Raw genomic sequence first — 19,939 nt, 5'->3', positions numbered from 1 at the left:
GGCAACCATGCTGGCAGAGACAGCGGCACAGCCACGAGCGACATCAGCGGAAGAGGCAGCGGTGCAGTCATAGGCAACATCAGCGGGAGAGGCAGCGGCGCAGCCATAGGCAACATCAGCGGGAGAGACAGCGGCGCAGCCGCGAGTAACAGCCGAAGCGGAGACGCCCGCACGCCCGCGAGAGGCAGCCGAAAAGGACACGGCAGCGTACTCGCGAGAGACAACCGAGGTGGAGACGACGGCGTGGCCGGTGCGGGGCAACCCGAGAGACTCCGAACCGGTGAAGGGACCCTTCACCGACCTCCCCGCCGAGTCATCCGCCGCATCGGCCGTCGAGCCGACCGGACCGCCCGAGGCACCCCGGTCGTCCAGGCCGACCCAGCCACCCCGGCCAACTGAGCCACCACGGCCGACCGAGCCAACCGAACCGCCCCCACCGACCAAGCCGAGCAAGCCACCACGACGAACTGAGCCACTCCGACCAGCCGAGCCACCCCAGCCGAGCAAGCCGAGCGAGCCACCCCAGCCACCCCGGCCGAGCGAGCCACCTGGGCCACCCAGCCAGCCGGCCACCGCGCCAGCCAATCGCTCGCCCGCCGAGCCCACGCATCCAGAAGGTCGGATGATCACCGAACCTCCGCCGATCAGGTCTGGGGCTTTCCGCCGGCATACCGGCTGATGATCAACGCGATCAAAATGATCCCGCCGTAAATCGCCTTGAGCCATTCCGCCGGTACCTGGGCGATGCGCAGCAGGCTGTCCACCGACTGCAGCAACAGCACCCCGGTCAGCGCCCCGACCAGCGTGCCGCGGCCGCCGTCCAGTGAAACGCCGCCGATCACCGCCGCGGCGAAGACCTGGAGGATCAATCCGTCGCCCTGGTCAGCGCCGAGGGCGCCGACGTAGCCCGTGTATGCCAGGCCGCCGATCGCGGCCAGTACTCCGGCTACCACGAAGACCGCCCATGAGATCCGGTCCACCCGGATGCCCGCGGCCCGCGCCGCTTCGCGGTTGCCGCCGATCGCGTACAGGGAGCGGCCGGCTCGGTGGTAGCGCAGGCCCAGCCCGAAGAGCACGAACAGGGCCGCTGCGAGCCAGACCGACATCGGCAAGCCGGCGAAGGTCGTGGTCGCCAACGCGGTGAACGCGTCCAGCTGGTCGAACAGCGTCTTGCCGTTCGTCGTGCCGATCTGGGTTCCGCGCAGGACCGTCAGCATCGCCAGCGTCACGATGAACGCGTTCAGCTTCAGCTTCACGATCAGGAAGCCGTTCACGAAACCGATCAAGGCGCCCACCACGGGGATCGCCACCAGGCCGAGCACCGACGGCCATTCCGTGCCGAAGCCGGAAGACGCGGCCGGGATGACCAGCATCGCGCCGATCGCGGGGGCGATGCCCATCGTGGATTCCAGCGACAGGTCGAACTTGCCGGTCAGCAGCACCAGCGATTCGCCCAGCACGACCAGCGACAACGCCGCCGCCGCGGAAAGGATGCTGATGATGTTGCCGAAGGTGAAGAACGTGTCGCTGATCAACCCGCCGATCACGAACACCACCACGAGCGCGGGCAACAGCGCCAGTTCGCGCAGCCACGCCGACTTCCGGCGCTTCGGCCGCGCCGCGGGCAGCGCCGTCCGCGGGTCGCTCATCAGGTCAGTCATGGAGCCCGACTCCTTCGATATCCGCCACCAGGTCCCCGTCGGACCAGCCGGCCTGGCGAACGGCGGCCACCTCCCCGGCGCGCAGCACCAGCACCCGGTCGGCCAGGCGCAGGTCGTCCAGCTCGTCGCTCACGAGCAGCACCGCCTTCCCCTCGGCCCGCACCCGGTCCACGACCGCGAGCAGGGCCTCCTTCGACTTCACATCCACACCCGCGGTGGGGTTGATCAGCACCACCACGCGCGGATCGCTCTCCAGAGCCCTGGCGAGCACGACTTTCTGCTGGTTCCCGCCGGACAGATCCGAGACCGGCTGATCCGGGCCGGCCGCCACGATGTCGTAGTCGGTCAGGGCACGCGATCCGCGTTCGCGGCGGATCTTCGGGGACGCCAGGCCGCCGCGGCCCATCCGATCAAGCACCGACAGGGTCGCATTGTCCATAATGGAGTGTTCCAGTACCAGACCCTCGTGGTGGCGATCCCGCGGCACACAGCCGATGCCCGCGCGCAGGGCGGCGGGAATGTCACCGGGTGGCAGGCGTTTTCCGTTCACGGCCACGGTTCCCGAGGTGGGCCTGCGCAGGCCGTAGACTGTCTCGGCTACCTGGTGCTTGCCGCTCGCGTTGCTGCCGGCGAGACCGACGACCTCGCCGCGATGGATTCGCAGGGAGACGTCGTGGAAGCCGTCGCCGGACAAGTCGTCGACGGCGAGCACCTCTTCGGCGTCTACCGCGAGCGGGTCGCGAGTCGCTGCGTCCCGGACCGCTAGGCCGCCCTGCTCCCCTGTCATCGCGTCGACCAGCGCCGCGCGGCTGACCTCTTCGACGGGTGCGGTGAGCACGTGGCGGGCATCGCGCAGGACGGTAACCGCTTGGCACACCTCGTAAACCTCGTGCAGATGGTGCGAGATGAACAGGAAGGTGACGCCGTTCTCCTGCATCTGCCGCATGCGCTCGAAAAGCCGCTCGATGGCCTGGCTGTCCAGCTGCGCCGTCGGTTCGTCCAGCACAATGAACCGGGCGCCGTAACTCAATGCGCGAGCGATCTCGACGAACTGACGGTCCTCAACGGACAGATCGCCGGCCGGAGTGTCCACCTCGACCCGGACGTCCCACGAGTCCAGCAGTTCCCGCGCTTGGCGGCGCAGCTTCTTCCAGCCGATCGCGAATCCGCCCCGGGCCTGCCGGTTCAGGAACAGATTCTCCGCGACGGTCAGCTGCGGTACCACCATCGCGTGCTGGTACACGCATGCCACGCGTGCCTTCCAATCGTCCTGTTTGGACAAGGAAGGGGCCGGTACGCCGCCGAAGGAAACACTGCCGGTGTCCGTTTCGGACAGTCCAGTGAGGATGGACACCAGCGTGGACTTGCCCGCCCCGTTGCGGCCGACGAGTGCGTGCGACTCGCCGGGCCGCACGGTGAGACTGACGTCGTGCAGCGCCACGGTGGGCCCGTACCGCTTCCCGACGCCGTCCGCCTGCACTACCGGCGCGCTCACAGGTTGTTACCCCACAACGCTTTGTCGTCCACGTTGTCCTTGGTCACGACCGGCGCGGGCAGCTGGTCTTCCAGGATGCCGGGGCTGATCTCGACGATCGTGGAGTCGTGGTCGGTCGGTCCGGGCTTGAACGTCTCCCCCGCCATCGCCTTCTTGAGCCAATACATGCCGTACTTGGCGTAGGCGTCGGCAGGCTGCGAGACGGTCGCGTCCAGTTCGCCGTTGCGGATCGCGGTGAGCTCCTGCGGGATACCGTCGTTGCTCACCAGCACCACGTGCTTCGGGTCGCCGACCGGGAAGAACAGGTTCTTGCGCTTGAGCGCCTGCTCGGTCGGCGCGAGGTAGACGCCGCCAGCCTGCATGTACACGCCCTTGATGTCCGGGTTCGCGGTCAGCAGACTGTCCAAACCGGACGAAGCCTTGTCCGCCTTCCATTCGGCAGCGACCTCAAGGACCTTGACGTCCGGGTACTTCTGCTTCATGCACTCGCGGAACGCCGCCGACCGGTCGCGGCCGTTGACCGAGGCGAGGTCGCCCATCACCTGCACGACCTTGCCGCTCTTCACGCGCTTGCCGATTTCCTCGCACGCCTTGGTTCCGTACGCCTTGTTGTCCGCGCGCACCACCATCGCGACTTTGCCGCTCTCCGGAGCGACGTCCACCGCGACCACCGGGACGCCCTTGTTCTCGGCCTGCTTCAGCCCGGCGACGATCGCGGCCGAGTCGAGCGGCGTGACGACGAGACCCTTCACGCCCTGGCTGAGCAGGGTGCCGATGTCTGTGATGAGCTTGGCCGGGTCGCTGTCGGCGTTCACCGTGGGCAGCGCGTCGAGGCCCTGTTCCTTCGCCATCTGCGGCACGTATTTGTTGTAGGCCTGCCAGAACGGCGAGGTAAGCAGGGGCAGCGTCGCCCCGACCTTGCCGGTGCCGCCGCCGCTGGCCGCTGCCGCCGGTTTGTCCTTAGTGGACCCGCACGCACCGAGCACCAAACCGCAGGCGGCCACCGCGGCGGCCAGCCGGATCACCTTCGTACGCACCGCATCCTCCTTGATGACAGGCCTTGTTGGCTAAGCAGATCAGTTCTGCACGGGTCCGCGCGGACGCAGACCGTACATGCCGCCGTCCACCGCGAGCGCGGTGCCGGTAGTCGATGCCGAAAGCGGGCTGGCCAGGTACGCGATCGCGTTCGCGACCTCGTCCGCGGTCACCAGCCTCCCCATCGGCTGGCGGGCGGCGAGCGCCGCCCGCTCCGCCGAGGGGTCCGCGGCGGTGTCGAGCAGCCTGCCGACCCACGGGGTGTCCGCGGTGCCGGGGCACACGCAGTTGACCCGGATCCGGTCCGGCAGGTGATCGGTGGCCATCGCCAGGGTCAGCGACAGCACCGCGCCCTTCGTGGCCGAGTACAGCGCCCGCGCGGGCAGCCCCGCCCAGGCGGCGATCGAGCAGGTGTTCACGACCGCCGCGGCAGGCGAGTTCTTCAAGTGCGGCAAGGCCGCCCGCGCCGTGCGCACCATGCCGACCACGTTCACGTCGTACGCGCGGTGCCATTCGTCGTCGTCATTCGCGGTGACGTCGCCCTGCGCGCCGATTCCCGCGTTGTTGACCAGAATGTCGAGCCGTCCGAAGCGTTCGGCCACCGCGGCGACGGCGGCGCGGACCTCGGCGTCGGACGTCACATCACAGCGGAATCCGGTCAGCCGCTCGGGCACCTCGTCGGTCTTGAGGTCGAGCACGGCCACCCGCGCGCCGCGCTGGGCCAGCAGGTTCGCCGTGGCCAGGCCGATGCCAGAAGCGCCGCCGGTGACCGCGGCGACCAAGCCGTCGAATTCGCTCACTGCGCGTTCTCCGTCCATTCAGGACCGTCCGGGAAGCTGAACCGGCGCAGCGTAGCGTCGTGCATGCGCGCGGAAAAGCCCGGTGCGGCCGGGGCCAGGTAGCGACCGTCGCGCACGACGGCCGGATCGGTGAAGTGGTCGTGCAGGTGGTCGACCCATTCGATGGAGCGGTCGCTGTCCGAACCGGACACTGCCGCGAAGTCGAACATGGACAGATGCCGCACCAGCTCGCACAACCCGACACCACCGGCGTGCGGGCATACTGGGACGCCGAATTTGGCTGCCAGCAACAGGATGGCGAGATTCTCGTTCACGCCGCCGACGCGTGCGGCGTCCAGCTGCAGCACGTCGATCGCCTTGGCCTGCAGCAATTGCTTGAACACCACACGGTTCTGCACGTGTTCGCCGGTGGCGACCTTGATCGGTGCGAGCGCCTTCGCGATGGCCGCGTGGCCGAGAACGTCGTCCGGCGAGGTCGGCTCTTCAATCCAATATGGATCGAACGGTGCCAGCGCGGTCATCCATGACACCGCCGTCGCGACATCCCAGCGCTGGTTCGCGTCGACCGCGATCCGGATGTCCGCGCCGACAGTCTCGCGGGCCAGCTTCATCCGCCGGACATCGTCCTCAAGATCCCCGCCGACCTTCAGCTTGATCATCTCGAAACCGTCGGCGACGGCTTGTTCGGCCAGCCGCACCAGTTTCGCGTCGGAGTAGCCGAGCCAGCCCGCCGACGTGCTGTACGCGCGGTAGCCCCCGGCTTCAAGCTCGGCGATCCGTTCTGCTTTCCCGGGTTCGGCAGCGCGCAGAATGTCGAGCGCTTCCGGTTCGGTGAGCGCGTCGGAGAGATAGCGGAAGTCCACAAGGGACACCAGCTCCTCCGGTGTCATCCGCGAGGCGAACTTCCACACCGGAAGTCCGGCACGGCGTGCGGCGAGGTCCCACGCCGCGTTGACGATCGCGCCGATCGCCATGTGCGCCACGCCTTTTTCCGGTCCCAGCCAACGGAACTGCGAATCGCCGACCAGAGCCCGCGAGAGCGCGCCGAGCGCTTCCGCGTCTTCAGGCACCTCGCGGCCGACCACGTGCGGCGCCAGCGCGCGGATCGCGGCGGCCTGCACGTCGTTGCCCCGTCCGATGGTGAACGCGAGGCCGTAGCCGTCCGGTCCGGCGTCGGTGTGCAGTTCGACGTAGGCCGCCGAATAGTCCGGATCCGGGTTCATCGCATCCGAACCGTCGAGGTCGCGCGACGTCGGGAAGCGGACGTCCCGGACCTCCATGGCCACGATTTTCGCCATCTCAGGCCTGCCCGATGCTCTGGCGCTGCTTGCCGAGGCCGTCGATCTCCAGCTCGACGACGTCGCCCGCGCGCAGGTACGGCTTCGGCTCGGGCTGCCCGAGCGCGACGCCCTCCGGGGTGCCGGTGTTGATCAGGTCGCCGGGGCGCAGCACCATGAACTGGCTCAGGTAATGGATGATCCCGGCGACGCCGAACACCATGTCCTTTGTGGACGAATCCTGCACCTTCGCGCCGTTGACCCAGGTGCGCAGGCCGAGCGCCTGCGGGTCTGCGATCTCGTCGGCGGTCACCAGCTCCGGGCCGAGCGGGTTGAAGGTCTCGCAGTTCTTGCCCTTGTCCCACTGGCCGCCGCGGTTCAGCTGGAAGTCGCGCTCGGAGACGTCGTTGGACACGACGTACCCGGCGACGTGCGCCAGCGCTGCGTCCGAGCTTTCCAGATAGCGCGCGGTTTTCCCGATGACGACGCCGAGTTCGACCTCCCAGTCGGTGGCCGTGGAACCGCGCGGGACGAGCACCTCGTCGAACGGTCCGACCATCACGTCGGGCGCCTTCATGAACAGCACCGGTTCGGCCGGCACGGCCGCGCCGGTTTCCTCGGCGTGACGCCGGTAATTCATGCCGATGCAGACGATCTTGCCCGGCACCGCGATCGGCGCGCCGACCCGCAGCCCGGCCCCGTCGGCGACCGGCAGTTCCCCGGCTTCGAGCGCCCGCGCGGCCTTGGCCGGTCCGTCGCCGGCGAGGAACGCGCCGTCGATGTCCGGCGTGACCCCGGAGAGGTCGTGGAGGGTGCCGTCACCGGCACGGACGAACGGACGCTCAGCCCCCGCTGCCCCGAGACGCACAAACCGCACGGACGAACCCCTCTCTCGACACCGTTCTCGCGATACATCCGATGTATAGCGCACTGGAGGGCGGCAGATCTAGAGGGACGCGGGATTTGGTGGGGAAATTGATCCGATCACCGGGCTGCCAGCCGGATAACGGACACTCGTCCTGGCGGGGCGGTCCCGCCAGGACGAGGGAGACGGTGCGGCGCGGATGGGACCAGGACAGGCAGCAGGACCGGACGAGCGGGGTCCGGGGCGGTCGGATCCGGACAACACCGACGAGGGAGGCGACACTGTCGAGGGCGGTGCCACGGACAGCCACTGCGGTACCGATGAACGGGACAAACCGTGGACGGGCACCACGGCCCAGCACTCCGCCACAGCCCATTCGACGGCCGACCAGACAGCTCTCGATCACCCCGCCGCAGCCCATTCGACGGCCGACCAGACAGCTCTCGATCACCCCGCCACAGCCCACTCGACAACCGACCAGACAGCTCTCGATCACTCCGCGGCGGATCACTCCGCGGCTGACCGCACGACGTCGGATCATTCCGCGGCCGAACACTCCACCGAGGATCACTCGACGCCCGGCCGCTCCGCAGCCGGCCACTCCACGCCGGATCATTCCGCAGCCGTAGACCCCACCGCGGCCAGCACGGAATATCCCGCCCTCGAACACTCCGCCACCCTCCCCGAGCACCCTCGCCGGGGCAAGATCCGACGTCTTCTCATTCTCGGCGGCCTCTCCGCCTTCGGGCCGCTCTCCATCGACATGTACCTCCCCGCCCTCCCCCGGATGGCGGGCGATTTCCAGGCCTCCGACACCACCGTCCAGTTGACGCTCACCGCGTTCGTCATCGGGCTCGCGGTAGGGCAGATCATCGCTGGGCCGTTGTCGGACTCCTTCGGGCGGCGGGGGCCGTTGCTGGTCGGACTGGGGCTGTACATCGCCGGGTCGGTCGCGGCGGCGGTGAGTCCGGGCGTTGAGCTGCTGATCGCCGCACGGAGCATCCAGGCGCTCGGCGCGGCAGCGGGGATCGTGATCGCCCGCGCGGCCGTCCGCGATCTCTACACCGGTACGGCGATGACGAAGTTCTTCTCGCTTCTCCTGCTGGTCAACGGTCTCGCGCCGATCCTCGCGCCGGTGCTCGGCGGGCAGTTGCTCACCTTCACGTCCTGGCGCGGAGTGTTCGTCGTCCTCACCGCGTTCGGCGCGCTGTTGCTCGGCGCGGTCGCGTTCGCGCTGCCGGAACCGTTGCCGGTCGAGCGGCGGCATCCGGCGCGGCTGGGCGGGGTGCTTCGGACGTACTGGCACCTGCTCACCGACCGCGCATTCCTCGGCTACGCGCTCACCGCGGGGCTGAACTTCGCCGCGTTGTTCGCGTACATCTCGGGTTCGTCGTTCGCACTGCAGGACGTTTACCGGCTGAGTCCGCAGGAGTACAGCGTCGTCTTCGGGCTCAACGGTGTCGGCATCGTGCTCGCTGGGCAGCTCAACGGGTGGCTCGTCGGCCGGTTCCCCGAACGGACACTGCTGCGTACGGGGCTGACGGTGTCGACCCTCTCTGGCCTGGCCACGCTGGCGGCCGCAGCCCTGCGGCTGCCGTTGCCTGCGCTGCTGGTTCCGCTGCTGTTAATGGTTTCCTGCATCGGAATCATCAGCCCGAACGCCAGTTCGCTCGCGCTCGCGGGGCACGCGCGCACGGCGGGGGCGGCGTCGGCGCTGCTGGGCGTGCTGCAGTTCGCGATCGGCGGGATCGCGACGCCGCTGGTCGGGCTCGGCGGGCCGGGCACGGCGGTTCCGATGACCGCCGTGATGGCCGGGTTCGGGGTGCTCGCCTTGCTGTCGTTCGCGACGCTGGCGGTCAGCCCAGATCGGCGAGATTTCCGCTCCGCAACTGGTCGTCGGTGACCTCGACGCGTTCGTCGACGAGTTTTTGCAGCGCGTCCCCGTCGTCCCACTGGTTGACGTTCATCGCGGCCGAGACCTCGCTGTCCGGGGTCACCCAGAACGCCGTGAAGTCGTAGGCCGCGAGGTCGCCGCGCACTACGACGCGGTCTCGGTCCAGGACGGGCAGCCCGCGGTATTCGCAGCCGATAGCTGGGCCGCCGCGGTCTGGGTCGTACTGGTCGGAGAAGAAGTACGGGCTGTTCAGGTACGGCTCGTTCGCGCCAAAGAGGTTGGCCGCCACATGCTCGCCCTGCGTACGCGCTGTCGCCCAGTGCTCGACGCGTACACGGCGGCCGTAGCGCGGATGGAACTGCGAAGCGATGTCGCCGATCGCGTAAACGTCAGGTGCCGCTGTACGCAGGCCTGCATCGACGTCGACGCCGCCGTCGTCTGCCAGCTCCAGACCGGCAGCGTGCGCCAACTCGACGCTCGGGGCCGCGCCAACCGCAATAAGGACAACGTCGGCGTACAGCTCTTCGCCGCTCGACAGTCGGACGCCGGTCGCTGCGGTGTCGCCGGTGATCGCTGCGACGCCTTCGCCGAGACGCCACTCCACACCGTGTTCTTCGTGCAGGCGGTAGAACGCTCCGGCCACCTCGTCGCCTAGGACGTTGGCGAGCGGCAGCTTCTCCGGAGCGACCACAGTCACCTCGGCACCGTGCGTACGCGCGGCAGCAGCGGCTTCAGTGCCAATCCAGCCAGCGCCGACGATCAGTACGCGCTTCGCTGCTTCGAAGGCTGCGCGCAGCCGTAGCGCGTCGTCGAGAGTGCGAAGCGTGTAGAGGCCAGGTAGGTCGCCGCCGGGCACCTTCAGCGTCCGCGGGCGCGAGCCGGTCGCTAAGACAAGACGGTCGTAGCGGTGTTCGTCGCCAGCGTCGTCTAGGACCAGGCGGGCGCCCAGTTCGACTCGGGTCGCGGTGGTGCCGGAGAGCAGCCGGATGTCGCGCTCGGTCCAGTAGCCCTCTTCACGCACCCAGTCGGGCTCGTCGGCGTTGCCGAGCAGCACGGCTTTCGACAGCGGCGGCAGCTCGTACGGCCGGTGCGTGTCCGCTCCGAGCAGCAGGATGTCGCCGTCGAAACCGCGTTCTCGCACTGTCGCCGCCGCAGTGGCACCGGCCAGTCCGGCTCCGACGACGACGATTTTCCGGGGTTCCGACATGCGTCCTCCTGAGTGCCCGCCGCGTGCGGTGGCCGACGCTACTCCGGTATCCGGCTGGTCACACCCCGTGGAAAACCGGCCGGTAGGCAATTCGGGTGAACCGGCGTAAGCCGCCCCGGAGGGCGCGGTCACACCCCCGCACGAAGGACACGGGTGCTACGTGATCGGAGGGCGAGGGCCGTGACAGCGCGGGACGACAGTGCGGTGCGAAACGAGTGGACGGTCGGCTGCCGAGACCTGGCGGGCAGGCGGCGCGCCGTGACGGTGTTCGTGAGCAGCGACGACAAAGTCGTCCTGGTCGCGCCGCCGGGAGAGGCGGCCGTACTGGGGCCGCTCGAGGTCGGGCGGCTGCGCGCGGCCCTGCGCGACGCCGTGGCGGCCACCGCGACGTCGGCGCGACGCACCGGAACCGACTGACAACTACCGTTCCTACTCGCGAGTAGGTAGAGTCGGCACCCGCAGACCCCGAAAGGTGCCGGCCATGACCACCTACTTCGTCACGGGCGCGACGGGCTTCCTCGGGAAGCGCCTGGTCGCCCGGTTGCTCTCGCGGCGGGACACGACCGCCGTCCACGTGCTCGTCCGCAACACCTCGCGCGACCGCCTGGCCGCGCTGGCGCGGGACTGGCCGAACGCCGACCGCCTGGTCCCCGCCGTCGGCGACCTCACCGAAGCGCTGCTGGGCCTCGACCCGGCCGGCTACGACGGGGTCGACCACGTCGTCCACCTCGGCGCGATCTACGACTTCACCGCCGACGACGCGGCGAACCGGGCCGCGAACGTCGAGGGCACCCGGAACCTGCTCGCCTTCGCCGCGGCTGCCGGCGCGGGACTGCTGCACCACATGTCGTCGATCGCCGTCGCGGGCGATCACGCCGGCCGCTTCACCGAAGCCGATTTCGACCTCGGCCAGTCCTTCACCTCTCCGTACCACGCCACGAAGTTCGAAGCCGAGAAGCTGGTCCGTGCACAGTCGGACGTGCCGTTCCGCGTCTACCGGCCCTCGGCAGTCGTCGGCGATTCGCGCACCGGCGAGATGGACAAAATCGACGGCCCGTACTACTTCCTGCCTGCCATCTCGCGCCTTGCCGCACTACCGAAGCAACTGCCGCTCGCAGCGCCCGACTTCGGGGCCACCAACCTCGTTCCGGTCGACTACGTCGTCGCCGCGATGGAAACCCTCATGCATCGCGAAGCACCTTCGGGCAGTACGTATCACCTCGCTTCGCCGCGACCGCAGAAGCTGCACGAGGTCTACAACGCCTTCGCCCGCGTTGCCGGAGCGCCGCGCGTACGTACGACGGTGCCGTCAGGTCTGCTTCGCAGCACGGCGTCCCGCCTCGCGACCGCTGTCGACCGCCTGCCGACTGGCCATGCAACGCGGGCAGCAGTGCTGACCGAGCTGGGAATTCCGCTCGAAGTACTCCCCCACCTGAACATGGAGGTGGAGTTCGACACCGCGCGCACCACTTCGGAGCTGTACGGCAGCGGCGTCCACCTTCCCGAGCTTCGCGACTACGCCGAACCGCTCTACCGCTACTGGCGCAGGCATCTCGACCCGGACCACGCTCGTCGACCAGGGCTTGAAGGACGCGTTGTCCTCATTACCGGTGCGTCGTCCGGCATTGGCCGCGCGAGTGCGCTCGCTGTCGCGCGTCGCGGTGCGAAGGTGCTTCTCGTCGCGCGCCGCGCCGAAGAACTAGAAGACGTGCGTAGCGAGATCACCGCAGCAGGCGGCGAAGCAGCGACGTACCCGTGCGACCTCACTGACGGCGACGCGGTCGACAGTCTCGTGAAGGCAGTCCTCGCCGACCACGGTGCAGTGGACGTATTGGTGAACAACGCAGGACGCTCCATCCGACGCTCAGTGCAGCTGTCGACGGAACGGTTCCACGACTACGAACGCACCATGGCCATCAACTACTTCGGCCCGGTGCGGCTGATCCTCGGGCTGCTGCCGTCGATGGCCGAACGCCGGTTCGGCCACGTCGTGAACGTCACCACGCAGGGACTGCAGACCGACACCCCGCGGTTTTCCGCTTACCTGGCTTCAAAAGCCGCGCTTGAGGAGTTCGGCCTGACCGCCGGGCGCGAGACGCTGTCCGACGGCGTCACGTTCTCCTCGGTCCGGATGCCGTTGGTGCGCACCGACATGATCGCGCCGACCGGGTCGTACCGCGGGCTGCCCGCGAGCTCGCCGGAACGCGCCGCGGCGCTGGTGGTGAAGGCGATCGAACGGCGGCCGCAGATCCTGAACCTGCCCGAGGGCCGGGCCGCGGAACTGGCCTCGCTGGCGGCGCCGGACCTCGCCCGGTTCGCGGCACACCTCGTGTACCGGGTGATGCCGGAATCCGCGCCGGAAGCCAAGGGGCGGGCCAGGCAGCCTGCACCGGCGGCCGTAGCAGGGGCTCTGACGCGGCTGGTGTGGCGGAGGAAGGCTTAAGGACGTCGTGAGTGTCTAGCACGGTTAGAACCGGCATAACCGCTCACGAGTCCACCACCATGTCGTCCGGCGACCCGCCAGCCAGCCCGGCCAGCACCCCCAACGCACTCGCCAACGTCTCCTCCGCGGGTGCGGACACCGCGATCCGCACCGCGTTCGGCGCGTGTCCCGGCACCACCGAAAACGCCGCTGCCGGGGACAACGCGATCCCCCGGCGAGCAGCGGCGGCCACGAAGGTCTCGGCCCGCCACTGGTCCGGCAGCACCCACCACCGGTGGTAGGCCGAGGCGTCGCCGTACACCTGGAAACCCGCCAGCCGCTCGGCAACAATCCTCGCCCGCGCCCCGGCGTCCGCACGTTTCGCCGCTTCCACCTCCGCGAGCACGCCGCCGGTGATCCACCGCCGCGCCGCCTCCACCGAGAACCGCGAGGCCGACCAGCCGCCGGACCGGATCGCGCTCGCCAGCCGCGCGACCCACGGCGGCGGCACCACGAGGAACCCGGCGGTGAGCCCGGGCGCGACACGTTTCGACAGGCTGTCCACGAACACCGTCCGCTCCGGCATCAGCGCGGCGAGCGGTTCGGTGTCCGGGCGGAGGAAGGTGTAGATGCCGTCTTCGATCACCGGCAGGTCCAGCCTGCGGACGGTCTCGGCCAGTTCGGCGCGGCGCTGCGGCGGCATCGTGGTGCCGAGCGGGTTGTGCAGGGTCGGCTGGACGTACAGCGCCCGCACCGGAGCGCTCGCCGCGAGCGAGGCCGGGACCAGCCCGTGCGCGTCGGTTTCGATCGGCGCCAGCTCGATGCCGAGCCGGGTCGCCGCGGCCTTGACCACCGGGTAAGTCAGGGATTCGACCGCCAGCCGCTCGCCGGTCGGCACGAACGCCGCGAGCGCGGCCGCGATGCCCTGCCGCCCGTTTCCCGCGACCAGCACCTGCCCCGGATCCGGCGTCCAGCCGCCGCGCGCGAGCATGGTGACGGCGGCCTCGCGGACCGCTTTGGTGCCGGCCGCGCCGAGCGGGTGCAGGGCATCGGTGAAGACGTCCGCGCGAAGCACGGGTTCGAGCGCTCGCGCCAGTTTGGCCGATTGGGCGGGCAGCACGGCGAAGTTGAGTTCGAGGTCCACGCGCGCGTCGCCGGGTTCGGACAGCGCCGGTTCGGGCCCGGGCTTCGCCGCGCGCACGAAGGTGCCCCGGCCGACCTCGCCGATCGCCAGGCCGCGGCGGACGAGTTCGCCGTACACGCGGGCCGCGGTGGAGCCCGCGATGCCGCGATCGCGCGCGAAGCGGCGCTGCGGCGGCAGCCGGTCGCCGGGCCGCAGCCGGCCGGCTTCGATGTCGGCGGCGAGTTCGTCCGCGACGACGCGGTAGTCGTCCATCCCACCCTCGCTCCGCCGGGATTCTCCCGGACGCATCATGGCACCGGCCGGTCACGTACGGCTAATGCGACCTACGGAACTCCCCGAACGGGGGTCACTAGGTTAGCCTTACCTGTGTGGCATTGACGAGCGAAGAAACCCGACTGCACGCCGAGGACCTGACGCTGGCCTACGACGGCCGCACGGTCGCCGAACGGCTTGGCGTGGTCATCCCGGACAAGTCGTTCACAGTCATCGTCGGCCCCAACGCCTGCGGCAAGACGACGCTGCTGCGCGCGCTCGCCCGGATGCTGAAGCCGCGCGCGGGCTCGGTCTATCTCGACGGCGAGGTGATCTCCAGCTACGGCGCGAAGGAGGTCGCGCGGCGGCTCGGCCTGCTGCCGCAAAGCTCGATCGCGCCGGACGGGATCACCGTGTCCGACCTCGTCGCGCGCGGCCGGTACCCGCACCAGAAACTGCTGCGCCAATGGTCGGCCGAGGACGCGACGGTGGTCGCCGATTCGATGCGCGCGACCGGCGTCGACGACCTCGCCGAGCGGATGGTGGACGAACTGTCCGGCGGGCAGCGCCAGCGCGTCTGGATGGCGATGGCGCTGGCCCAGCAGACCGATCTGCTGCTGCTCGACGAGCCCACGACGTACCTGGACATCGCGCACCAGCTCGACATCCTCGACCTCTGCGCGACCCTGCACAGCGAACAGGGCCGCACGCTGGTCGCGGTGCTGCACGACCTCAACCACGCGGCCCGGTACGCCACGCACCTGATCGCGATGCGCGACGGGAAGGTGCTGGCCACCGGGACGCCGGAGGAGGTCGTGACGGCGGAGAACGTGGAGCGGATTTTCGAGCTGCCGTGCCGGGTGATGGAGTGCCCGGAGAGCGGGAGCCCGATGGTGATCCCGAAGGTCAGCCGCCGGGCGGCCTGACTCAGCGGCGGGTCATGAACGACCGCCACACGTCTGCCGGGACCGACGAACCCGTCACCTTCTTGCCGTCCGCGTCGAGCAGCTTGCGGTCGTCGTCGGAACCGACCCACACCGCCGTCGCCAGCTGCGGCGTGTAGCCGACCGCCCAGGCGTCCTGGTTGTCGCGGGAGTTGCCGCGCTCGGACTCGCCAGTGCGCAGAGCCGCCGCGCGACCGTCCGGCAACGTCGTCCGCAGAACGGAAGTCACGTCCTGCGCGACCTGTTCCGGAACGGCGGAGACCGGCTGGTTTTCGTGCTGCCACACGACTTGCCCGGACCGGTCGAGCACCTTGTCCACCAGGTGCACCGGCGAGCGCATCCCGTTGGCGGCGTAGGTCGCGTACGCCCCGGCCACGTCGAGCGGCCGCATCGGGTACCGGCCGACGACGATGCCCGAGCCGATCGTGGCACCGTCCTGTTCGCGCATGGTCGGCGTGCCCTCCACCTCGTCCGGAATGCCCGCCGCACGGGCCGCCTCGCTCACCTCGTCGACACCGACCTTCTTGGAGACCGTGATGAACGGCGTGTCCGCTCCTGAGGTCAAGGCGCTGCGCAAGGTGCACGGCTGCGGGCACTTCGGCGGATAGTCGAACTTCTCGCCGAGGTACTGAATCTCACGGGGAGCAGCCACTTTCTCGTCCAGCGACATCCCGTTCCGCAAGCCGGCCGCGGCGGTGAACGGGTAGAACGCGGAGCCGAGCGGATGGCCGGTTGCCGCATAATCCCGGACGCCGTTGGCACCGCCGTCGTACGCGCGCACCGCGCCGTTCGCCGGATCGACAGCCACCAGCGCGCCGCGGAACTCCGCTGGTTCGCCCTTCAACCTCTCGCTCAGCGCGTCGTGCGCGGCGGTCTGCGACGCTGGGTCCAGCGTGGTCTGGACGGTCAGATTCCCCTGCTGCAACCGGGAAAGCGAGAACCCGGCCGGCTCCAGCTCGGCGAGCACTCGCTGTTTGAGATGGTACTGGTCGTAGTTCAGGCTCACCCGCGTCTCGGCGGGCGGCTTGATCTCCGCTCCCGGGTAAGCCATGCCGTCGGCGTTCTTCAGATAGCCGCGCTCGATCAGCTTGTCGCGCACGTACCGCCAGCGCTTCCCCGCGTGTTCGTCGCCGGACACCGCCGGATCGTGCACCGACGGCGACTGGATCATCCCGGCCAGGAACGCGGCCTCGCTCCAGGTGATGCTGTTGTCGAGCGGGCGGCCGAAAAACGCGTTCATCGCCGCCGCCGGGCCGAACGTGTTGCGGCCGAAGGAGATGATGTTGACGTAGCTCTCGAAGATCTGTTCCTTGCTCTGCTCCTGGGTGATCTTCGTGGCGAGCACGAGTTCCTGCATTTTCCGGGAGAGCGTCGAATCCTCGTCGCCGGTCGACTTCTTGATGTACTGCTGGGTGATCCCGGACCCGCCGCCGACGCCGGTCAGGAACGCGCGGCCGACCCCGGTCGGGTCGAAGCCGGAGTTGGCCCAGAAGGTCGGGTCCTCCGTCGCGACGATGGCGTCGCGCAGCTTCCCCGGGATCCGGTCGAAGGGCACGAACCGCCGGTCGCCCTCCGGGGGCACGATGCGCAGCAGCTCGCTGCCGTCGGCGTACTTCAGCGTGACGGTTTTGCCGAGCGAGGCGAGGACGTCCTGCGGACTGCGGACGTCCAGCAGCAGGTAGGCGATCCAGAACGCGATCAGCGGCACGCCGACCGCGAAGCCGGTCAGGTAGTAGGCACCCTTGCGGATGCGGCGCCACTTGCGACGGACAACAGCGGATCGGTCACTCTCCGGGGCTGGCTCCACGATTGAAGGACGACTGAACTAGTGACAAGGTTCTGCCGAGCCCGTGAATTGATCACGAGAGGAACGCGCGGAGCAACGACGCCGTGCCTTCGATGTGCTCGGCCATCGCCTGCCGCGCGGCCACCGGGTCGCCGGCCAGGATCGCGTCGACGATCGCCTCGTGCTGCGCGTTCGAATGCTCCAGATTGGGTTCGAGCAGCGGAATCCGGTCGAGCAGCTGGTTGACCCGCGTCCGCGCGTCGGCCACCGTGCTGGTCAGCGACGCGGACGCGGTGACCTCGGCGATCGCCAGATGCAGCCGCGAATCCTTGCGCCGGTAATCGGCGAGCCCCGCCGCCGACGCTTCCGCGAGCGTGCCGGTGAGATGCTGCCGGTCGGCCGGGCTCAAGGTCCGTGCCGCAGCCGCCTCCGCCGCACCGGTCTCCAGCACGTGCCGCAGGCACAACGCGTCTTCCAGCCCGGCCGCGTCGACCTCGCCGACCGCGCGTTCCACGGGCTCCGGCAGGTTTTCGTTCACGAACGTGCCGCCGTACCGCCCGCGCCGCGACTCGACGTACCCCGCGTCAGCCAGCGCGCGAATCGCCTCCCGCAGCGTCACCCGGCTCACGCCGAGCCGTTCCGCCAGCTCGCGCTCGGAGGGCAACCGGTCCCCCGCGCCGACGACCCCGAGCCGGATCGCCTGCAACAGCCGCTCGACGGTCTCCTCGAAGGCGTTCCCGGCACGCACCGGCCGGAACAGGGCCGCGTTCGCGCTCACCACCGAGGTCGACTCCACCCGTCCGATTCTATGCCGCCTAATTGCAGAGAACTCTTTGCAAAGACTTCTCTGTAGTCTACCGTACGGAGCATGCCCGACGAACGCCGCGCCCGCCAGATCGACGCCCGGACCCTGCGCGCGCTGGCGCATCCGCTGCGCATGGAATTGCTCGACCTGCTGACCGTCGACGGCCCGGCCACCGCGACCGGGCTCGGCAAGCGCGTCGGCGAAAGCTCCGGCACCACGTCGTGGCACCTGCGCCAGCTCGCGGACGCCGGGCTGGTCGAGGAAGACACCAGCCGCGGCTCGAAGCGCGAACGCTGGTGGAAGGCGGCGCAGGAATCGACCCGGATGCGCGCGGCCGACTTCGCCGACGACCCGGAGATGGCCGGGCCGCTCATGGCTTTCCTGCACCAGCACGTGGACATCCGCTACCGCGAACAAGCGCAGTTCGTCTCGGAACTGCCGCGCTGGGCGGACGAATGGCGGGACAGCTCGACGCTGAGCAGCACCCGGATGCCGCTCACCCCGGGCGAGTCCCAGCGGTTGATCGAAGAAATCGAAGCGGTGATCGAACGCTACCGCCGTCCGGCCCGTCCCGGCGACGAAACGGTGATCACGCAATGGGCGGCGTTCCCGCACGCGACCGTCGCAGCCGAAGACCAGGGGGGATCCTGATGCACCCGTTCCTGCCCGAATTCGCCGCCGACCGCCAGGGCGAACTCCTCGCCGCCGCCGTGCGCCACCCACCCCGGCCACCTGCCCGGCAACGGCTCGGCTGGTGGCTCATGGAACTGGGCCTTCGCCTCGCCACCCCGAAACGCCGTGAAGGGCTCCTTGAGGGAATCTGATTCCCTCAAGGAGCCCTTCACGGAACGAAAATCAGCACTCGATGACGTTCACGGCGAGTCCGCCGCGCGCAGTCTCCTTGTACTTCACCGACATGTCCGCGCCGGTTTCGCGCATGGTCTTGATCGCCTTGTCCAACGTCACCACATGGCTTCCGTCCCCGCGCATCGCCATGCGCGCGGCGTGGATCGCCTTGGACGCACCGACGGCGTTGCGCTCGATGCACGGGATCTGCACGAGCCCGCCCACCGGGTCGCAAGTGAGGCCCAAGTGGTGTTCAACGCCGATCTCGGCCGCGTTCTCGACCTGAGCAGGCGATCCGCCCAGCACCTCAGTCAACCCGGCAGCCGCCATCGCCGAAGCCGAACCGACCTCGCCCTGGCATCCGACCTCGGCGCCGGAGATCGATCCGGTCTGCTTGAGGATCGAGCCGACCGCACCCGCGGTGAGCAGGAAGGTGACGATGCCGTCGTCCGAAGCCCCGCGCACAAACCTTCGGTAGTAATGCAAAACCGCCGGAATGATCCCGGCCGCACCATTGGTGGGAGCGGTGACGACGCGCCCGCCCGCGGCGTTTTCTTCGTTGACCGCGAGCGCGTACAGGCTGACCCAGTCCATCGCGTACAACGGGTCGTCCGCACCGTCCTCGGCGAGCAGCTTGTCATGCAACGACTTGGCCCGCCGAGGAACCTTCAGACCGCCCGGCAGCACACCCTCGTGCGTGTACCCGTTCCGCACGCACTCGGCCATCACCTGCCAGATCCGCAGCAGCCCGTCCCGAATCTCCTCGCGGCCGCGCCAGGAAAGCTCGTTCCGCAGCATGATCTCGCTGACCGGCAGCCCGGTGTCCGCGCAGTGCTTCAGCAGATCCGCCCCGGTGCGGAACGGATACGGCACCGGCGTGGAATCCTCCACGAACACCGTGTCGGTCTCGTACGACTCGTCCCGCACGAACCCGCCGCCGACCGAGTAGTACGTCCGTTCCCGCACCAGCGAACCGTCGGAAGCGAACGCCCGGAACACCATCCCGTTCGGATGCGCGGGCAGCGACTTCCGCCGGTGCATCGTCAGGTCGGTGTCCTCGGCGAACGCCACCTCGTGCGTCCCGCCGACCGCCAGCCGCCCGGACTCCCGGATCGCCGCCACCTTGGCGGGCACCGTGTCGGTGTCGATCTCCTCCGGCTTCTCGCCGGACAGGCCGAGCAGCACAGCTTTGTCGCTGCCGTGCCCGAATCCGGTCGCGCCGAGGGAGCCGAACAACTCGGCTCGCACCCGCGCGACCGTTTCCAGCACGCTGTCCTCGACCAGACCGTCCACGAAGGTCTTGGCCGCCCGCATCGGGCCGACCGTGTGCGAACTCGACGGCCCGATGCCGATCGAAAACAGGTCGAAGACGCTGATCGCCATTGATCCGCCCCTTCTCCTAGTTCCTCGCCAGCAGGCTGCTGGCTTCTTGGGCTGCGGGTCCTTCGGCGGCGAGGTGGGCGAGGTTCTCCGGCAGTTCCTCGCCCCGGTGGGCCTTGGTCTGGG

Annotated in this window: 17 protein-coding genes and 1 pseudogene; 6 read left to right on the top strand and 12 right to left on the bottom strand. The window is 69.3% G+C overall.

The features are described from left to right. Positions 1-644: 644 nt before the first annotated feature. Genes BM362_RS45495 through BM362_RS45470 form a run of 6 tightly spaced genes read right to left on the bottom strand, consistent with a single transcriptional unit; the run spans position 645 to position 7,145 of the window. Positions 645-1,661 carry an ABC transporter permease gene (locus BM362_RS45495; RefSeq protein WP_067589364.1) on the bottom strand — a complete coding sequence of 339 codons (1,017 nt, stop codon included), beginning with the start codon at positions 1,659-1,661 and terminating at the stop codon, positions 645-647. Further along, positions 1,654-3,156: a sugar ABC transporter ATP-binding protein gene (locus BM362_RS45490; RefSeq protein ID WP_067589368.1), complete on the bottom strand. Its 1,503-nt coding sequence runs from the start codon at positions 3,154-3,156 to the stop codon at positions 1,654-1,656. The genes BM362_RS45495 and BM362_RS45490 overlap by 8 nt, the downstream gene beginning before the upstream one ends. Next, the gene (locus BM362_RS45485) at positions 3,153-4,193 is read right to left on the bottom strand and encodes a sugar ABC transporter substrate-binding protein (protein WP_067589369.1); all 1,041 of its coding nucleotides are present in this window, start codon (positions 4,191-4,193) and stop codon (positions 3,153-3,155) included. The genes BM362_RS45490 and BM362_RS45485 overlap by 4 nt, the downstream gene beginning before the upstream one ends. 39 nt (positions 4,194-4,232) lie before the next feature. Further along, the gene (locus BM362_RS45480) at positions 4,233-4,991 is read right to left on the bottom strand and encodes an SDR family NAD(P)-dependent oxidoreductase (protein ID WP_067589372.1); all 759 of its coding nucleotides are present in this window, start codon (positions 4,989-4,991) and stop codon (positions 4,233-4,235) included. Further along, positions 4,988-6,289: an enolase C-terminal domain-like protein gene (locus tag BM362_RS45475; protein ID WP_093577352.1), complete on the bottom strand. Its 1,302-nt coding sequence runs from the start codon at positions 6,287-6,289 to the stop codon at positions 4,988-4,990. Before BM362_RS45475 ends, BM362_RS45480 begins: the two co-directional genes overlap by 4 nt. A gap of 1 nt (position 6,290) precedes the next feature. Next, on the bottom strand, positions 6,291-7,145 hold the full coding sequence (locus BM362_RS45470; protein ID WP_093577351.1) for a fumarylacetoacetate hydrolase family protein: 855 nt from the start codon (positions 7,143-7,145) through the stop codon (positions 6,291-6,293). A gap of 694 nt (positions 7,146-7,839) precedes the next feature. On the opposite strand from BM362_RS45470, the gene BM362_RS45465 reads away from it, so the two are divergent. Beyond that, on the top strand, positions 7,840-9,036 hold the full coding sequence (locus tag BM362_RS45465; protein WP_093577365.1) for a multidrug effflux MFS transporter: 1,197 nt from the start codon (positions 7,840-7,842) through the stop codon (positions 9,034-9,036). Here the strand turns inward: BM362_RS45465 and BM362_RS45460 are convergent. Continuing rightward, positions 8,990-10,234 carry an NAD(P)/FAD-dependent oxidoreductase gene (locus BM362_RS45460; protein WP_067589381.1) on the bottom strand — a complete coding sequence of 415 codons (1,245 nt, stop codon included), beginning with the start codon at positions 10,232-10,234 and terminating at the stop codon, positions 8,990-8,992. The two genes, BM362_RS45465 and BM362_RS45460, sit on opposite strands and share 47 nt — an antisense overlap. Positions 10,235-10,414: 180 nt before the next feature. Between BM362_RS45460 and BM362_RS45455 the strand changes: the two genes are divergently transcribed. Then, positions 10,415-10,651, top strand: a complete 237-nt coding sequence (locus tag BM362_RS45455; protein WP_067589383.1) for a hypothetical protein — start codon at positions 10,415-10,417, stop codon at positions 10,649-10,651. Positions 10,652-10,715: 64 nt separating this feature from the next. Continuing rightward, positions 10,716-12,677: an SDR family oxidoreductase gene (locus BM362_RS45450; RefSeq protein ID WP_093577350.1), complete on the top strand. Its 1,962-nt coding sequence runs from the start codon at positions 10,716-10,718 to the stop codon at positions 12,675-12,677. Positions 12,678-12,720: 43 nt separating this feature from the next. On the opposite strand, the gene BM362_RS45445 is transcribed toward BM362_RS45450, so the two are convergent. Next, positions 12,721-14,052, bottom strand: a complete 1,332-nt coding sequence (locus BM362_RS45445; protein WP_067589389.1) for an aminotransferase-like domain-containing protein — start codon at positions 14,050-14,052, stop codon at positions 12,721-12,723. 116 nt (positions 14,053-14,168) lie between these two features. On the opposite strand from BM362_RS45445, the gene BM362_RS45440 reads away from it, so the two are divergent. Next, complete coding sequence (locus BM362_RS45440; RefSeq protein ID WP_067589393.1) at positions 14,169-14,978, top strand: ABC transporter ATP-binding protein; 810 nt, start codon at positions 14,169-14,171, stop codon at positions 14,976-14,978. Between the two features lies 1 nt (position 14,979). On the opposite strand, the gene BM362_RS45435 is transcribed toward BM362_RS45440, so the two are convergent. Further along, positions 14,980-16,803 (bottom strand): transglycosylase domain-containing protein, encoded by a 1,824-nt coding sequence (locus tag BM362_RS45435; protein ID WP_093577349.1) that lies wholly within the window; start codon positions 16,801-16,803, stop codon positions 14,980-14,982. Between the two features lie 52 nt (positions 16,804-16,855). Further along, positions 16,856-17,578: a FadR/GntR family transcriptional regulator gene (locus tag BM362_RS45430; protein WP_067589396.1), complete on the bottom strand. Its 723-nt coding sequence runs from the start codon at positions 17,576-17,578 to the stop codon at positions 16,856-16,858. Positions 17,579-17,650: 72 nt separating this feature from the next. Between BM362_RS45430 and BM362_RS45425 the strand changes: the two genes are divergently transcribed. Together BM362_RS45425 and BM362_RS48065 are read left to right on the top strand one after the other, a co-directional pair. After that, positions 17,651-18,238: an ArsR/SmtB family transcription factor gene (locus BM362_RS45425; protein ID WP_067589399.1), complete on the top strand. Its 588-nt coding sequence runs from the start codon at positions 17,651-17,653 to the stop codon at positions 18,236-18,238. Then, positions 18,238-18,411 carry a hypothetical protein gene (locus BM362_RS48065; protein ID WP_157905064.1) on the top strand — a complete coding sequence of 58 codons (174 nt, stop codon included), beginning with the start codon at positions 18,238-18,240 and terminating at the stop codon, positions 18,409-18,411. The genes BM362_RS45425 and BM362_RS48065 overlap by 1 nt, the downstream gene beginning before the upstream one ends. A 31-nt stretch (positions 18,412-18,442) precedes the next feature. On the opposite strand, the gene BM362_RS45420 is transcribed toward BM362_RS48065, so the two are convergent. Beyond that, a complete protein-coding gene (locus BM362_RS45420) occupies positions 18,443-19,816 on the bottom strand; it encodes an L-serine ammonia-lyase (protein ID WP_093577348.1) in 1,374 nt (457 codons plus the stop codon). 16 nt (positions 19,817-19,832) lie between these two features. Then, positions 19,833-19,939, bottom strand: a pseudogene (locus tag BM362_RS45415) (lipoyl synthase); the annotation flags it as partial.

The organism is Amycolatopsis rubida (genome assembly GCF_900115345.1).
Lineage (GTDB): Bacteria > Actinomycetota > Actinomycetes > Mycobacteriales > Pseudonocardiaceae > Amycolatopsis > Amycolatopsis rubida.
Note: the sequence above shows the minus strand (reverse complement) of the source record. Positions and strands in the feature narration are given on the sequence as shown.

Coding starts and splice junctions, on each gene's coding strand:
- BM362_RS48065 (WP_157905064.1), top strand. CDS start 18,238: ATGCACCCGTTCCTGCCCGAATTCGCCGCCGACCGCCAGGGCGAACTC.
- BM362_RS45445 (WP_067589389.1), bottom strand. CDS start 14,052: ATGGACGACTACCGCGTCGTCGCGGACGAACTCGCCGCCGACATCGAA.
- BM362_RS45475 (WP_093577352.1), bottom strand. CDS start 6,289: ATGGCGAAAATCGTGGCCATGGAGGTCCGGGACGTCCGCTTCCCGACG.
- BM362_RS45450 (WP_093577350.1), top strand. CDS start 10,716: ATGACCACCTACTTCGTCACGGGCGCGACGGGCTTCCTCGGGAAGCGC.
- BM362_RS45420 (WP_093577348.1), bottom strand. CDS start 19,816: ATGGCGATCAGCGTCTTCGACCTGTTTTCGATCGGCATCGGGCCGTCG.
- BM362_RS45425 (WP_067589399.1), top strand. CDS start 17,651: ATGCCCGACGAACGCCGCGCCCGCCAGATCGACGCCCGGACCCTGCGC.
- BM362_RS45460 (WP_067589381.1), bottom strand. CDS start 10,234: ATGTCGGAACCCCGGAAAATCGTCGTCGTCGGAGCCGGACTGGCCGGT.
- BM362_RS45495 (WP_067589364.1), bottom strand. CDS start 1,661: ATGACTGACCTGATGAGCGACCCGCGGACGGCGCTGCCCGCGGCGCGG.